The organism is Endozoicomonas sp. 8E (assembly GCF_032883915.1).
In the GTDB taxonomy this organism is placed as follows: Bacteria; Pseudomonadota; Gammaproteobacteria; order Pseudomonadales; family Endozoicomonadaceae; genus Endozoicomonas_A.
In genome coordinates this window covers 4,387,436-4,401,899 of the sequence record NZ_CP120717.1, presented here as the reverse complement: position 1 = coordinate 4,401,899, position 14,464 = coordinate 4,387,436, and the positions used below count along the sequence as shown (strand labels likewise).

The 14,464-nt window shown below is 49.8% G+C and carries 11 protein-coding genes; 6 read left to right on the top strand and 5 right to left on the bottom strand.

Annotated elements, in window-relative coordinates; all coding sequences use genetic code 11:
• Positions 1-3: 3 nt before the first annotated feature.
• From P6910_RS14335 to nqrF, 5 genes are read left to right on the top strand one after another with little or no spacing between them, the layout of a single operon-like run.
• Positions 4-1,203, top strand: a complete 1,200-nt coding sequence (locus P6910_RS14335) for an NADH:ubiquinone reductase (Na(+)-transporting) subunit B (RefSeq protein ID WP_317141968.1) — start codon at positions 4-6, stop codon at positions 1,201-1,203.
• Complete coding sequence (locus tag P6910_RS14330) at positions 1,203-1,991, top strand: Na(+)-translocating NADH-quinone reductase subunit C (RefSeq protein ID WP_317141967.1); 789 nt, start codon at positions 1,203-1,205, stop codon at positions 1,989-1,991. The genes P6910_RS14335 and P6910_RS14330 overlap by 1 nt, the downstream gene beginning before the upstream one ends.
• The gene (locus P6910_RS14325) at positions 1,991-2,656 is read left to right on the top strand and encodes an NADH:ubiquinone reductase (Na(+)-transporting) subunit D (RefSeq protein WP_317141966.1); all 666 of its coding nucleotides are present in this window, start codon (positions 1,991-1,993) and stop codon (positions 2,654-2,656) included. Before P6910_RS14330 ends, P6910_RS14325 begins: the two co-directional genes overlap by 1 nt.
• Positions 2,657-2,659: 3 nt before the next feature.
• On the top strand, positions 2,660-3,256 hold the full coding sequence (gene nqrE, locus P6910_RS14320) for an NADH:ubiquinone reductase (Na(+)-transporting) subunit E (protein WP_317141965.1): 597 nt from the start codon (positions 2,660-2,662) through the stop codon (positions 3,254-3,256).
• Between the two features lie 15 nt (positions 3,257-3,271).
• A complete protein-coding gene (nqrF, locus tag P6910_RS14315; RefSeq protein ID WP_317141964.1) occupies positions 3,272-4,504 on the top strand; it encodes an NADH:ubiquinone reductase (Na(+)-transporting) subunit F in 1,233 nt (410 codons plus the stop codon).
• Positions 4,505-4,692: 188 nt separating this feature from the next.
• Here nqrF and P6910_RS14310 read toward each other — a convergent pair whose 3' ends face one another.
• Complete coding sequence (locus tag P6910_RS14310) at positions 4,693-5,646, bottom strand: trypsin-like serine protease (protein ID WP_317141963.1); 954 nt, start codon at positions 5,644-5,646, stop codon at positions 4,693-4,695.
• A gap of 498 nt (positions 5,647-6,144) precedes the next feature.
• Here P6910_RS14310 and P6910_RS14305 point away from each other — a divergent pair, with 498 nt between their 5' ends.
• Positions 6,145-7,446 carry an anaerobic C4-dicarboxylate transporter gene (locus P6910_RS14305; RefSeq protein ID WP_317146553.1) on the top strand — a complete coding sequence of 434 codons (1,302 nt, stop codon included), beginning with the start codon at positions 6,145-6,147 and terminating at the stop codon, positions 7,444-7,446.
• A 69-nt stretch (positions 7,447-7,515) separates the two neighbouring features.
• On the opposite strand, the gene gcvT is transcribed toward P6910_RS14305, so the two are convergent.
• The 4 genes from gcvT to P6910_RS14285 all read right to left on the bottom strand — a co-directional run bounded on the left by gcvT (position 7,516) and on the right by P6910_RS14285 (position 14,347).
• Positions 7,516-8,634 carry a glycine cleavage system aminomethyltransferase GcvT gene (gene gcvT / locus P6910_RS14300; protein WP_317141962.1) on the bottom strand — a complete coding sequence of 373 codons (1,119 nt, stop codon included), beginning with the start codon at positions 8,632-8,634 and terminating at the stop codon, positions 7,516-7,518.
• A 75-nt stretch (positions 8,635-8,709) separates the two neighbouring features.
• Positions 8,710-11,616 carry an aminomethyl-transferring glycine dehydrogenase gene (gcvP, locus tag P6910_RS14295; RefSeq protein ID WP_317141961.1) on the bottom strand — a complete coding sequence of 969 codons (2,907 nt, stop codon included), beginning with the start codon at positions 11,614-11,616 and terminating at the stop codon, positions 8,710-8,712.
• Between the two features lie 172 nt (positions 11,617-11,788).
• A complete protein-coding gene (locus P6910_RS14290) occupies positions 11,789-13,168 on the bottom strand; it encodes an L-serine ammonia-lyase (RefSeq protein ID WP_317141960.1) in 1,380 nt (459 codons plus the stop codon).
• A 402-nt stretch (positions 13,169-13,570) separates the two neighbouring features.
• Positions 13,571-14,347 carry a bZIP transcription factor gene (locus P6910_RS14285; RefSeq protein WP_317141959.1) on the bottom strand — a complete coding sequence of 259 codons (777 nt, stop codon included), beginning with the start codon at positions 14,345-14,347 and terminating at the stop codon, positions 13,571-13,573.
• Positions 14,348-14,464 lie beyond the last annotated feature (117 nt).

The following is a 14,464-nucleotide window of genomic DNA, read 5'->3' as shown; positions in this document are numbered from 1 at the left end:
GAAATGGCTTTGAGAAAACTCCTTAACTCCCTCGAGCCCCACTTTGTCAAAGGTGGCAAGCACGAGAAGTGGTATGCACTGTATGAGGCAGTAGACACTCTGCTCTATACAGCCCCTAACAAGACCCATAATACCGCTCACGTTCGCGATGCGATCGACCTGAAGCGAATGATGGGCATGGTTTGGCTCTGCACCTTCCCGGCCATGTTCTTTGGTATGTGGAATGTCGGCTTTCAGGCCAACACAGCTATTGCCGGTGGTCTGGCTGCTCCTGCTGACTGGCACGGTGTCCTCATTAGCCTGCTGGCGGGTCATGATCCGGCAAGTCTGTGGGATAATTTCATCTATGGCGCTGTTTATTTCCTGCCTATATATGCCGTGACATTCCTGGTCGGCGGTTTCTGGGAAGTACTGTTCGCTATCGTTCGTGGTCACGAAGTCAACGAAGGTTTCTTTGTCACTTCTGTCCTGTTCGCCCTGATTGTTCCTCCCAGCATTCCGCTTTGGCAGGTAGCCCTGGGTATTTCCTTCGGTGTTGTCATCGGTAAGGAAGTGTTTGGTGGTACCGGCAAGAACTTCCTTAACCCGGCGCTGACAGGTCGTGCGTTCCTCTTCTTTGCTTACCCTGCACAGATTTCCGGTGACCTGGTCTGGACTGCTGTAGATGGCTTCTCCGGTGCGACTGCCCTGAGTCTGGCGCAGCAAGGTGGCATAGATCAGGTAGTCTCCAATGGCATTACCTGGTTCGACGCTTTCCTGGGTACCATCCAGGGTTCTGTCGGTGAGACCTCTACTCTGGCGATCTTCATTGGTGGTGCTGTGCTGCTGGCGACCCGTATTGCTTCCTGGAGAATTGTTGCTGGTACCATGCTGGGTATGATTGCAACGGCAACCCTGTTTAACACGATTGGTTCCGAAACCAACATGATGTTCAGTACTCCATGGTACTGGCACCTGGTTATGGGTGGCTTTGCTTTCGGTCTGATCTTTATGACAACCGACCCTGTATCAGCTTCCATGACCAATACCGGTCGCTGGTATTACGGTATTCTGATTGGCGTCATGGTCATCCTGATCCGTACCGTTAACCCGGCTTATCCAGAGGGTATGATGTTGGCCATTCTGTTCGCCAACCTGTTTGCGCCGCTGATTGACCACTTCGTGGTTGAAGCCAACATCAAGCGTAGGGAGGCTCGTGCCTGATGGGTAACGATAGTATCAAGAAAACGTTGTTTGTAACGATTCTGCTCTCTCTGGTGTGTTCCGTTGTGGTATCTGCTGCAGCCGTTTTCCTGAAGCCGCAGCAGACCCAGAATGTTGAACTCGACGTTCAGCGCAACATCCTGAGCATTTCTGGTCTGACCAAAGATGCCAAGGCGCTGAGCAACAGCGAAGTGGCAGAGCTCTACAAGCAGGTTCAGCCGCGTCTGGTTGATCTGAAAACCGGCAAGTTCGTAGAGAAAACGCCTGAAGGTCAAACCGCTGACAACTACGACCAGCGTGTTGCTGCCAAGATTCCTGATGAGTCCCGTGCCCTCAGTGGTGCTGAAGATATTGCCAGCATCAAGCGTCAGGCTGACATTGCCAAGGTCTATATCGTTGAGAAAAATGGCAAGCTGGAAACCATCATTTTGCCCGTACACGGCTACGGTCTTTGGTCTACCATGTACGGTTTTATGGCTCTGGATAGCGACCTGAACACCGTTAAGGGGTTCGGTTTCTACGACCAGAAGGAAACTCCGGGACTGGGTGGCGAGGTGGACAACCCACTCTGGAAGGACAAATGGCCTGGCAAGAAGATCTACGACAATAAAGGTGCAGTGGAAGCAGGCCTGGTAAAAGGCGGTGCAGATCCCAGGTCACCTTACAAGGTCGACGGTCTTTCCGGCGCTACTCTGACCAGTAACGGTGTTACCAACCTGATTCATTTCTGGATGGGTAAAGATGGCTTCAAACCGTTCCTTACTAATTTGAAAGCGGGGGATGCATAATGTCTGAGAAGACTAAGGATATCCTGCTGGAACCGGTCGTTAACAACAACCCCATAACCCTGCAGATTCTCGGTATCTGCTCGGCACTGGCGGTGACCACCAGCATGCAGGTCAGCCTGGTAATGGCCATGGCGGTAATTGGCGTAACCGCCTGTTCTAACCTGGCTGTGTCCCTGATTCGTAACTACATTCCCAACAGCATTCGTATCATCTGTCAGATGACCGTAATCGCTTCCTTGGTAATCGTGGTGGATCAGATTCTGAAAGCCTACGCTTACGACATCTCCAAGCAGTTGTCAGTATTCGTAGGTCTGATCATCACCAACTGCATCGTAATGGGTCGTGCCGAAGCCTTTGCTATGAAGAACGGTCCCAAGCTGTCGTTCCTGGACGGTATTGGTAACGGTCTGGGTTACGGTGCGGTACTGCTGATTGTGGCATTCTTCCGTGAACTGTTTGGTGCCGGTAACCTGTTCGGTGTTGAAATCCTGAAGACTGTTAACAACGGTGGCTGGTACCAGCCTAACGGGCTTATGCTGCTGGCGCCAAGCGCGTTCTTCCTGATCGGTCTGCTGATCTGGGTGATTCGCAGCCGCAAGCCGGATCAGGTTGAAGATAACGAGTTCAAAATGGCTCCTAACACCAAGTTCAGCGAGGCCCACTAAGCCATGGAACATTTCATCTCACTTTTTGTGAAAGCAGTGTTCGTGGAAAACATGGCATTGGCTTTCTTCCTGGGTATGTGTACCTTCCTGGCGGTGTCCAAGCAGGTTAAAACAGCCCTGGGTCTGGGTGTTGCTGTAGTGGCCGTATTGACCATTACTGTACCCATTAACAATCTGATTTATCAGAATATCCTGAAAGATGGCGCGCTGGCACCCGGTATCGATCTGAGCTTCCTGGGTCTGATCACCTACATCGGTGTTATCGCTGCTCTGGTCCAGATTCTGGAAATGTTCCTGGATAAGTTTGTACCGTCTCTCTATAACGCGCTGGGTGTATTCCTGCCGCTGATTACCGTGAACTGCGCTATTATGGGTGCTTCCCTGTTCATGGTTGAGCGTGACTACAATCTGGGCGAGTCTGCGGTATATGGGTTGGGGGCTGGTGTTGGCTGGGCTCTGGCAATCGCCGCCCTTGCCGGTATCCGTGAAAAGCTGAAGTACAGTGACGTGCCTTCGGGCCTGCGTGGCCTGGGCATCACCTTCATAACAGTTGGTCTGATGTCACTGGGCTTCCTGTCATTCTCTGGCGTACAGCTGTAAGGAGGTCGTGTAAATATGGAAAATACTCAAGTCATAATTTATGGCGTAGTCATGTTTTCCGTCATAGTGCTGACGCTCGTAGCGATCATCCTTGCGGCACGCTCGAGACTGGTTAGCACCGGTGATGTGACCATCAACATCAACGAAGATCCCGATAAGGCGGTCACTACGGTGGCCGGTGGCAAGCTTCTGACGACTCTGTCAGGTGCCGGCGTCTTCCTGCCTTCTGCTTGTGGTGGTGGTGGTACCTGTGCGCAGTGCAAGTGTAAAGTACTCGACGGTGGCGGCGAGATGTTGCCTACCGAACGCTCTCACTTCACCAAGCGTGAAGAGAAGGAAGGCTGGCGCTTGTCCTGTCAGGTGAACGTCAAGCAGGACATGGAGATCGAAGTTGAAGAAGAACTCTTCGGTGTCAAGAAGTGGGAGTGTGAAGTTGTTTCCAACGAGAACGTTGCCACCTTCATCAAAGAGCTGGTTCTGAAGCTGCCAGAGGGCGAAGACGTTAACTTCCGCGCCGGTGGTTATGTGCAGCTGGAAGCGCCTGCTCACACGGTTGAGTACAAGAACTTCGAGATTCAGGATGAGTACCGTGGCGACTGGGACAAGTTTGACCAGTGGAAGTACGTTTCCAAGGTGGATGAAGAGACCATCCGTGCCTACTCCATGGCTAACTACCCTGAAGAGAAAGGTATCCTCAAATTCAATATCCGTATCGCTTCACCGCCTCCGGGTACTGACTTTGAGCCGGGCAAGATGTCTTCTTATGTCTTTAACCTGAAGCCGGGTGATAAGATGACCGTTTACGGACCCTTCGGTGAATTCTTCGCGAAAGACACCGACAACGAAATGGTCTTTGTCGGCGGTGGTGCAGGTATGGCGCCCATGCGTTCCCATATCTTCGACCAGCTTAAGCGTCTTTCTTCTACCCGTAAAATCTCTTTCTGGTACGGTGCCCGCTCCCTGCGTGAGGCATTCTACGTAGACGAGTTCGACAAGCTGGCAGAAGATAACCCTAACTTCACCTGGCATCTGGCGCTGTCTGACCCTCAGCCAGAAGATAACTGGGAAGGTGATACCGGCTTTATCCACCAGGTGTTGTTCGACAACTACCTGAAAGAACACGCTGCGCCTGAAGACTGCGAGTTCTACATGTGTGGTCCTCCCATGATGAACGCGGCGGTAATCAAGATGCTTGAAGACCAGGGCGTTGAACCTGAAAACATCCTGCTGGACGACTTTGGTGGTTAATAACTTCGGTGGTTAATCCAGCAGTCTGACACAGATGTTTATTCGAGAGCGCTCAGTTGTTCTCGATACAAAAAACCGGTGATACTCTCAGAGTTCACCGGTTTTTTTGTTGGGTTTATCATTGAGCCAATATCCGACGGTTAACTTCAGAAACTTTTTGCCCATGACTATCTCAAGAGATAATCACGTCACTCAGCAAAAAAAATAATAGCTATTGGTATAATCAATGTGTAAATTCGACTAGCAGAAGTAATAGATGTTGTTGAAGTAGTTGAAGCAGTCGAGGTAGTTGAAGTAGTTGAAGTAGTTGAAGCAGTCGAGGTAGTTGAAGTAGCCGGATCAGTTGAAGTAACTAAATCAGTCCACTCAGAATCATTTGATGTCAATGCATCATAAAAGTATGTTCGATTAGCTGATGAATTGAGGTAAATGCTTTTGGTTATAAAATCAGCGTTAGTGAATATTGGCGTATAGATTATCGGGCTTCCATTGTAAGTAGACCCGGTTGAATGTATACCAATTAGATATTCAGTATTATTAAACTTATAAAATAGCGGTGAGCCTGAATCTCCACCTTTTCCATCCCCTGGATAGTTTAAGATATATCTAAGATCCTTATGTTGGCACATCCGCCGTGTTAGCCATGATAAGCTCACTTTTTTAAGTACTGAGGTTCCCTGGTAGCCTGCTGCAAAAGGGTTTCTTATAAAACTGGCTAGATTTGAACAATTATATATTGAAAAATCAAGAAGGGGATGGTTGTCAAGAATGACATCTTCTGAAAGTTCCATAATTGCAATATCTGTTTTTGGCATTTCAAGATCCGGATGAAGAATGAATCTTTTAACTTTAATTCTTTTTTTGCTATCCATGTTTTTGAAATCTACATATGAATCTAATGCTTTTTTTTCAGAAAGGAAACAGTGAGCCGCACTTAAAACATGTCTTTGAGTGATCAAAAATGCGGTACACCTTGTTATACAACAGGGATCAAAAATATTATTTAGCTGTACAATCCAGGGAAGCTGCCCTTCAGGAACTACTTCTGCTGGATCGGTGTACCTTGCCACCCTGTCTCTTGCCAACAACTGCATTGAGTAACATAAGATAAAAAATGTGAACACATATTTCAGTAAATTCATCTATTTACCTTCAAATTATGAAAATCGAAGGCATAAGGCTAGAACACATTACCGGCGCGAGCCATATAACATCGACTTGTAGGTTAAGGCAGAGTAATTGCTGATGACATTGCCGCCCTAAATTATGTCGATGGTGAGTTCTATCAGGCATTATCTTCAAAAACTGTGGCAGTGGCCCACAGTTGACCCATAAATTTCATGATCTGTTGAGCTTTCGCTCAGCTATTTTTCGACTGAAGCATTTTGCCTTGCTATTTATTTTTTTGCAGATCTGACGACTAAGTGCTGATATGACGGGAAAAGACTTAACAGGAAGTCGAGTTTTATTCGTAGGCAGAGTGTAGAAAGATGTTTCGGAAATCCGAAAATAGTTAGCATATAAACTTATTATTTCTCTGTTGAAAACTAGTTAATATGTTAATGCTAAGGTTGTTTATTTCAGGCAATGACATTGCTATTGCCTGGGTGAAGCATTATTACGATAGAGGGGATCTCTTCATGCTTTGGGTTCAGTTAGCGGTTGTACTTGGGGCTATTTTTCTTGGGGCTCGGCTGGGTAGTATCGGGATTGGTTTTGCCGGTGGTATGGGGGTGCTGGTATTGACACTGGGCCTGGGGCTTGAACCCGGGGCAATACCTATAGATGTTATCCTGATCATTATGTCGGTGATCGGTGCAGTGGCAGCCATGCAGGTGGCTGGGGGTCTGGATTATCTGGTTGAGCTGGCCGAGAAGCTCCTTCGCAGTAAGCCAAAGTATATTACTTTTCTTGCACCGACTGTCACTTACGTTATGACTCTGCTGGCAGGTACAGGTCATACTTCTTACTCTACTCTGCCGGTGATTGCAGAAGTGGCTAAAGAAAACGGTGTCCGTCCATCTCGTCCACTGAGTATCGCTGTGATTGCTTCCCAGATTGCCATTACTGCGTCACCTGTCTCTGCCGCAGTGGTCGTGTTTAGTGGCTTTCTTGAGCCCTATGGCATTGATTACCTGCAACTGCTGGCCATCTGCATTCCTACTACTTATGCAGCGGTTATGCTGACCGCTGTTATCTGTAATTTCATGGGTGTGGATCTGGACAAGGATTCTATCTATCAGGAAAGACTGAAAGCTGGTCTGATTACTTTGCGTGAGACTAAAGCCCGTCAGGGCGGCAGGAAAGGCGCTGGCCTGTCTGTTGGTATTTTTACTCTGAGTATTTTGGCTGTGGTGCTATACGCTACAGCTATCAGCGGTAACGTCGGTCTGATTGAAAATCCTGTTTTGCCCCGCGACTCTGCCATCATGGTATTTATGATGATTGCGGCTGGCCTGATTACTATCTTCTGCAAGATTGATTCTGGCAATATCCTCAATGCCCAGACCTTCAAGTCCGGTATGAGTGCCTGCGTCTGCGTACTGGGTGTTGCCTGGCTGGGTAATACGTTTGTGGGGGCACACATTGATTCTATCCAGGCTCTGGCGGGCAATGTACTGAACAGCTACCCATGGCTGCTGGCGGTTACACTGTTCTTCGCCTCTATGCTACTTTACTCTCAGGCTGCTACCACTCGAGCCTTGATGCCTGCTGCTCTGGCTCTGGTTGATCCTGTGACCGCTATCGCTTCTTTCGCAGCGGTATCCGCTCTGTTTGTTCTGCCTACTTATCCAACACTGCTGGCAGCTGTAGAAATGGACGATACAGGATCTACCCGTATCGGCAAACTGGTGTTTAACCACCCATTCTTTCTGCCGGGCACAGTCTGTATTGCACTTTGTGTTGCCTTTGGTTTTGCTTTTGCACCAATGGTTATTTAAGTGGGCAAAGCAGAAACCAGTTTTCAATGAACGAAAAAAAGCCCGGTTAGCCGGGCTTTTTTGCGGGGGTTAACCGCGATAGTAACGCTGTTCAATAAACGGCATACGACTGACAGTCATAGGCAGTTTCTTACCACGTACCTGTGCGAAAACTTCTGTTTCCAGAGCGGCATATTCAGTCGCAACATAGGCCATAGCGACCGGAGCACCAACAGTGGGTCCAAAGGTTCCCGAAGTCACCACACCGATCTTTTCACCTTCGGCATTGACCACTTCAGTCCCTTCACGAACCGGTGCGCGACTGCTGCCGATCAAGCCAACACGTTTGCGGGTGAAGTCCTTGTTTTCAATCTGGCTCAGGATCTTGTCTGCGCCGGGGAAGCCGCCAGCACGCTCACCATCCTTACGACGGTTTTTGCTGATGGCCCAGATCAGGCTGCTTTCGATGGGGGTAGTTTCTGTATCCAGATCGTGACCATACAGGCACAAACCACTTTCCAGACGCAGTGAGTCGCGGGCACCCAGACCAATGAACTCGACTTCTGGCTGATCCAGCAGCATACGACAGAATTTGTCAGCGTCTGCTTCCGGGATTGAGATTTCAAAACCATCTTCACCGGTGTAACCCGAGCGGCTGATGTAAACGTCAACGCCTTCAATGGTCATGTGAACGGAGTCCATGAAAACCATCTTCTCTGTTTCAGGCGCAAAGCGGGCCATAACGGATTTCGCTTCAGGACCCTGAATAGCGACCAGAGCACGGTCATCCAGAACCTCCAGCTTAACATCCTCAGGCAGATGAGCCTTCATGTGAGCAATGTCCTGATCCTTGCAGGCGGCATTGACTACAACGTACAGGCTGTCATTACCTTCGTTGGTCACCATCAGGTCGTCCATCACGCCCCCCTGTTCATTGGTGAACAGAGCGTAGCGCTGCTTGCGCTCAGGCAGATCAATAATGTCGACAGGTACCAGAGCTTCCAGAGCCCTGGCCGGATTATTGCCTGTCAGACGAACCTGCCCCATGTGGGAGACATCAAACAGACCCGCCTGTGCACGGGTATGCAGATGCTCGGCTTTAACCCCCAGAGGGTACTGAACCGGCATATCGAAGCCTGCGAAAGGAACCATTTTCGCGCCCAGCTCCAGGTGCAGGCCATGCAGAGGTGTTTTTTTGAGTTCGGTCATTAGGGACACTTCCTGAAAATAATGTAAAAACCGGGGAGGTGGTTTCCCCGGTTCAAGGCTGGCTCTCAGACGACTTTAGTCTTGTTCTTGATAGCTTTCGATAGACGGGCAGGAGCAGATAAAGTTGCGATCGCCATAGACATTATCGATACGGTTGGCAGTGGGCCAGTATTTGCCATCGATAGAGCCTTTCAGAGGGAAGACGGCTTCTTCACGGCTGTAAGGATGGCTCCATTCGCTGTCTACCAGATCTTCCATGGTGTGTGGAGCGTTGCACAGAGGGTTGTCTTCGGCAGGCCATTCGCCTTCCTGTACCTTGCGAACTTCTTTGCGGATCGCAATCATGGCACTCACGAAACGATCGATCTCGTCTTTGGATTCGGATTCGGTCGGCTCAATCATCAAAGTGCCGGCAACCGGGAAGGACATGGTCGGTGCATGGAAACCGTAATCCATCAGGCGCTTGGCAATGTCTTCTTCAGTGACGCCGCAGGCTTCCTTAATAGGACGGATATCAATAATGCACTCATGAGCCACCTTGTTGTTGCGGCCACGGTACAGTACGTCGTAATGTGCAGCCAGCTTATCAGCCATGTAGTTAGCGTTCAGAATGGCGACTTCACTGGATTGCTGAAGGCCCTGCTGTCCCAACATGACAATGTACAGATAACTGATGGGCAGGATGGAGGCGCTGCCAAATGGCGCTGCTGATACTGCACCCATGCCTTCGTTATCGCCTTCAATCGGGCTGACACAGTGGTTGGGCAGGTAAGGCGCCAGGTGGCTTCTGACACCAATGGGGCCCATACCGGGACCACCGCCGCCGTGAGGAATAGCGAAGGTTTTATGCAGGTTCAGGTGCGAAACGTCGGAGCCGAACTTGCCGGGTTTGGCGATACCAACCAGGGCGTTCATGTTGGCGCCATCCATGTAGACCTGACCCCCGTGTTTGTGAACGATGTCGCAGATGTTGCGAATCTCTTCTTCATAAACACCGTGGGTGGAAGGGTAGGTAACCATCAGGCAGGACAGGTTGTCACTGTGCTGTTCAGCTTTGGCCTGAAGATCCGTAACATCGACATTACCATTCTCGTCACAGTCAACGACGACCACTTTCATGCCGACCATAGCGGCAGAAGCTGGGTTGGTGCCGTGAGCAGAAGAGGGGATCAGGCAGATATTTCTGTGAGCCTGATTATTGGCTTCCTGATAGTTACGGATGGCCAGCAGACCGGCGTATTCTCCCTGGGCCCCGGAGTTGGGTTGCATGGAGATTTTGTCGTAACCGGTGATTTCTTCCAGTGCCGCTTCCAGTTCGTTGATCATGGTCATATAACCCTTGACCTGATCTCTGGGCGCAAACGGGTGGATGTTGGCAAATTCAGGCCAGGACACCGGAATCATTTCAGCGGCGGCATTCAGTTTCATGGTGCAGGAGCCCAGAGGAATCATGCCGTGGGTCAGGGAGTAATCCTTGTTCTCCAGGCGCTTCAGGTAGCGCATCATATCGGTTTCGGAATGATAGCTGTTGAAGGTCGGATGAGTCAGTACGGCATCAGTACGACGATGCTCGTCTTTGAGACCGGACACTGCAATCTGACTGTCGATGGTCTGAATATCCAGATCCTGACCCTGCCCCAGAATGACATTGAACAGCTGCGTGATGTCTTCCGCTGTTGTGGTCTCATCAATGCTGATACCCAGTTGATCGAAGCTGATGCGACGCAGATTGCAGCCTGCTTCGAGAGCGCGGTTATAGATCGCTTCCTGCTGGCTGCCCACTTTCAGGGTCAGGGTGTCGAAGAAAGTGTTATTGCACTGAACGCCCAGAGTGGTCAGGCCTTTATGCAGAATAGTGGTCAGGCGGTGGATGCGCTCGGCAATGGTCTTCAGACCTTCTGGCCCGTGATAAACGGCATAGAATGCAGAAATATTGGCCAGCAAAGCCTGGGCAGTACAGATGTTGGACGTCGCTTTTTCACGACGGATGTGCTGCTCGCGGGTCTGCATCGCCATACGGTAAGCCTGATTACCACGACGGTCGATGGAGACACCGATAATACGGCCGGGAAGGGAGCGCTTCAGTTTTTCGCTGGCGGCAAAGAAAGCGGCGTGCGGACCACCAAAGCCCATAGGGACACCAAAACGCTGGCTGCTGCCCAAAGCAATGTCAGCCCCCAGCTCACCGGGTGACTTCAACAGCATCAGAGCCATCAGGTCAGTGGCGACAGATACCATGGCATTTTGTTCTTTGGCTTTGGTGACGATGCTGGCGACATCGGTAATCTGTCCGTAAGTGCCGGGGTATTGCAGCTGGACACCGAAGATGTCGTGTTTTTCCAGGTCGGTAATGGGGTTGCCAACTTCTACCTGGATACCCATGTGTTCAGCACGGGTCTTGATGACGTCGATGGTTTGCGGGTGGACGTCGTCAGCAACAAAGAACACCGTGTTCTTGCTGCGGCTGGATCTGTAGCAAAGTGCCATAGCTTCTGCAGCAGCGGTAGCTTCGTCCAGCAAAGAAGCATTGGCGACTTCCATACCGGTCAGGTCCATGACCATTTGCTGGAAGTTTAACAAGGCTTCCAGACGGCCCTGGGAGATTTCGGGTTGATAAGGCGTGTAGGCAGTGTACCAGCCGGGGTTTTCCAGAACGTTTCTGAGGATCACGTTTGGAATATGGGTGTTGTAGTAGCCCATACCAATGTAGGACTTGTTCACCTTGTTCTGGTCAGCCAGTGAACGCAGGTATTCCAGCGCCTGAACTTCCGTCTTGCCCGCTGCTACAGCCAGGGTGCTCTCTCCTGACGTAACGTTTGGGCGAATAGCTTTGGGAACGGTCTGTTCAATCAGATCAGACAGTGACTCCAGTTTCAGTTCGGACAGCATTGCCTGTTGCTGAGCCTGATCCGGGCCAATGTGACGGCCGGTAAATGCGTTGCTCTGTTCCAGAGCGCTGAGTGCCTGTTTATCAACAGCCATGTTTCTACCTTTCTCTGACGGCTGTCGGTGGATGGGACAGCCCTATGATGGTCTAAAAACACCTGAACCATGGGTCTTGGCCCATGCTCCCATGGGGATGCTCTGAGTTATACGGAGCATTCCGGGTATTTGTGCTGATTATTTTTGCTTTTATTGGCATCTGTCACGAGTCTCAGCACACGACAACATTGACTGCCAGTCCGCCGGTGGCGGTTTCTTTGTACTTATCCTGCATGTCCAGGCCAGTCTGGTGCATGGTTTCTATCACGCTGTCCAGTGAGACCCGATGCTGGCCGGTACCCTGTAAGGCGAGTCGTGCCGCATTAATGGCTTTGACTGCACCCATAGTATTTCTTTCTATGCATGGCACCTGAACCAGACCTGCAACCGGGTCACAGGTCAGCCCAAGGTTATGTTCCATGCCGATTTCTGCCGCATTTTCTATCTGTTCATTGGTGCCACCCAAAACGGCACAGAGTGCTCCTGCTGCCATGGAGCAGGCTACCCCGATCTCGCCCTGACAGCCCACTTCAGCGGCTGAAATAGAGGCGTTTTTTTTGTACAGCATACCTATGGCGGCAGCGGTAGCCAGAAATGTCTGAATACCCTGTTCGGAGTTGCCGGGAACAAAGCGATCATAATAAGCAAGAACCGCGGGTATGACACCGGCAGCACCATTAGTCGGTGCGGTGACGACCCGCCCCCCTGCTGCATTTTCTTCATTCACGGCCAGGGCAAAAAGACTTACCCAGTCCATGCTTTGCAGGTCATCCCATTGCTCTTTTGGCTTGTTGATCAGGCGCTTGTGAATATCACTGGCACGGCGGTCAACATCCAATCCGCCGGGCAGTTTTCCGGTTTGCTCGCAACCGCGCTGGATGCATTGATCCATCACCTGCCAGATGGCCATCAGATCCTTGGGAATGTCTTGGCTGCGACCCAGATGTTTTTCGTTTTCAAGCACCAGCTCGGCAATGGATAAACCACTGTTTTTGCCGTGGTCCAGTAAGTCCTGACCTTTTTCAAAAGGGTAGGGGATGGGGGCAGCTTGAAGGTTGGTGGATAGATTGGAAGAGGCTTCCTGCTCGTTGAGAACAAAACCGCCACCCACCGAGTAATATTGGTTCTTGTAAAGGACTTGCCCATTGGCATCCAGAGCCGTTAGTGACATGCCATTGGGGTGACTGGGCAGGGAGCTTCCAAAATGAAATTGCAGATCAGTATCGAAATGAAAGGTTATAGTCCTGATTCCACCCAGCTTGAGTCGATCGTTGTTCTTAATATCAGAGACGTATTCAGGCACTTTGTCAGGACTTACGCTGTCAGGCTGTTCGCCCAGGAGTCCCAGAAGGACGGCAACATCTGTGGCGTGTCCTTCTCCGGTCATGGCCAGTGAGCCATAGAGGTCGGCCTTAATACGCTGTGTCTGCTCGAAGTGCTGGTTGGCCTGGAGTTCATCCAGAAAACGGTTGGCAGCCACCATGGGGCCCACGGTATGTGAGGATGAAGGCCCGATGCCAATTTTAAAAAGGTCGAAAATGCTCAGTCCCATGATCTGCTCCCTCTGTATTCTTATCTCATAAAAACCTTTTGTATTTTAGATTTTTATCGGACTAACGATTCTGGTCTGAAAGAGACCAACGTTTTTCCTCGATAAGTTCCCTGAATCAAACGATTAAAACAATTCAACATACATTCAGAGAGTTGGCAGAGTAGCAAATCTGGAGGTTTCACATCAACCCATTTGTTTCCTATAGGAAACCAAGCGGGTAAAAATAAATAAAAATCAATAAGTTACAAGAGTCCGGGGAAGGTAATGGTAGCAGTACTGCTGTCCTGTCCACTTCTGTATGAACTCATTCGTTCACGCTCGCACCACTTAATGTCACTTCATCTGGTAGTTGAGACTAAGCACTCAGCCATTGGGAATCGAATATTTCGTATGGCTGAGTCCTTAGCTGGCATCATCATCGCTATCAAATATTGCTTGATCATCCAGTTCGAAGTAATCAGGAACAGATTCAAATTCCTTCTTTGGCGGTATTTGCTTTGCGCACTCGTCTTCATCCTCCAGATCGCCCATTTTGTTAGAATCCAATTTATAAGTGGCAGCAACAGGTACAAATCTCTCCCCTGGCAATACTCCTCTTAAAATCTTATTTTCTGCCTCCGTGTTGGAAATGTGCTCTGCCATTTCAGTGTTCTTAACCTGCAGGTACAAATTCTCCATTTTGAGGTTTTCCACTTCTTCTTGCAGGTATGCGAAACGAGTTTGTACCTTTTGTCTGGTTCTTCGGGCAGCCTCCTTGTTCTCCAGCCTTCTTTTTTCAGGTGATCTTGCTTTTTTATCCCCTGACTTCTTGCTCCTGACTGCTGTTTCGACTTCCACGACACAAGCTACCTGAACAACTTGATCAAGCTGGCAGGCAGTGATGGAGCTCCAACTCGACAGGCTCTTGCCTGTCAATGAAAAATTCTGCGGGCAAATCGATATTTTTTTTGCAGGAGGCTCCGGGGTGACGTAAGAAGTTGCCACCCTTTCCAGAACAGGCATTTCTTCTGTGGTCGTTGGAGTATCAGTAAGCTCCTGCGAAAGTCTGGCATAACAATGATCCAGTGCCACAATACTGCATTTTGTACCAGCCTTATCAGTTTCATCCTTAGTGCCCTCAGCGTCTTTTGTCGACACAAGATTCAATGAGGAAGTACTCGGAGTAGAAGATATATTCATTGTTGCTGACCCTGTCTATTTATGACCCATAAAACCTAGACAGTCTCCACAATGGAATGTTCCGTTTCTGACAGTAAATCTGACAACTTTGTTAATGGGAGAGTGGGTGCTCGGCAG

Excerpts from the sequence above, each read along its gene's own strand:
- P6910_RS14335 (WP_317141968.1), top strand. The coding sequence starts at position 4 with ATGGCTTTGAGAAAACTCCTTAACTCCCTCGAGCCCCACTTTGTCAAA.
- P6910_RS14330 (WP_317141967.1), top strand. The coding sequence starts at position 1,203 with ATGGGTAACGATAGTATCAAGAAAACGTTGTTTGTAACGATTCTGCTC.
- P6910_RS14325 (WP_317141966.1), top strand. The coding sequence starts at position 1,991 with ATGTCTGAGAAGACTAAGGATATCCTGCTGGAACCGGTCGTTAACAAC.
- nqrE (WP_317141965.1), top strand. The coding sequence starts at position 2,660 with ATGGAACATTTCATCTCACTTTTTGTGAAAGCAGTGTTCGTGGAAAAC.
- nqrF (WP_317141964.1), top strand. The coding sequence starts at position 3,272 with ATGGAAAATACTCAAGTCATAATTTATGGCGTAGTCATGTTTTCCGTC.
- P6910_RS14310 (WP_317141963.1), bottom strand. The coding sequence starts at position 5,646 with ATGAATTTACTGAAATATGTGTTCACATTTTTTATCTTATGTTACTCA.
- P6910_RS14305 (WP_317146553.1), top strand. The coding sequence starts at position 6,145 with ATGCTTTGGGTTCAGTTAGCGGTTGTACTTGGGGCTATTTTTCTTGGG.
- gcvT (WP_317141962.1), bottom strand. The coding sequence starts at position 8,634 with ATGACCGAACTCAAAAAAACACCTCTGCATGGCCTGCACCTGGAGCTG.
- gcvP (WP_317141961.1), bottom strand. The coding sequence starts at position 11,616 with ATGGCTGTTGATAAACAGGCACTCAGCGCTCTGGAACAGAGCAACGCA.
- P6910_RS14290 (WP_317141960.1), bottom strand. The coding sequence starts at position 13,168 with ATGGGACTGAGCATTTTCGACCTTTTTAAAATTGGCATCGGGCCTTCA.
- P6910_RS14285 (WP_317141959.1), bottom strand. The coding sequence starts at position 14,347 with ATGAATATATCTTCTACTCCGAGTACTTCCTCATTGAATCTTGTGTCG.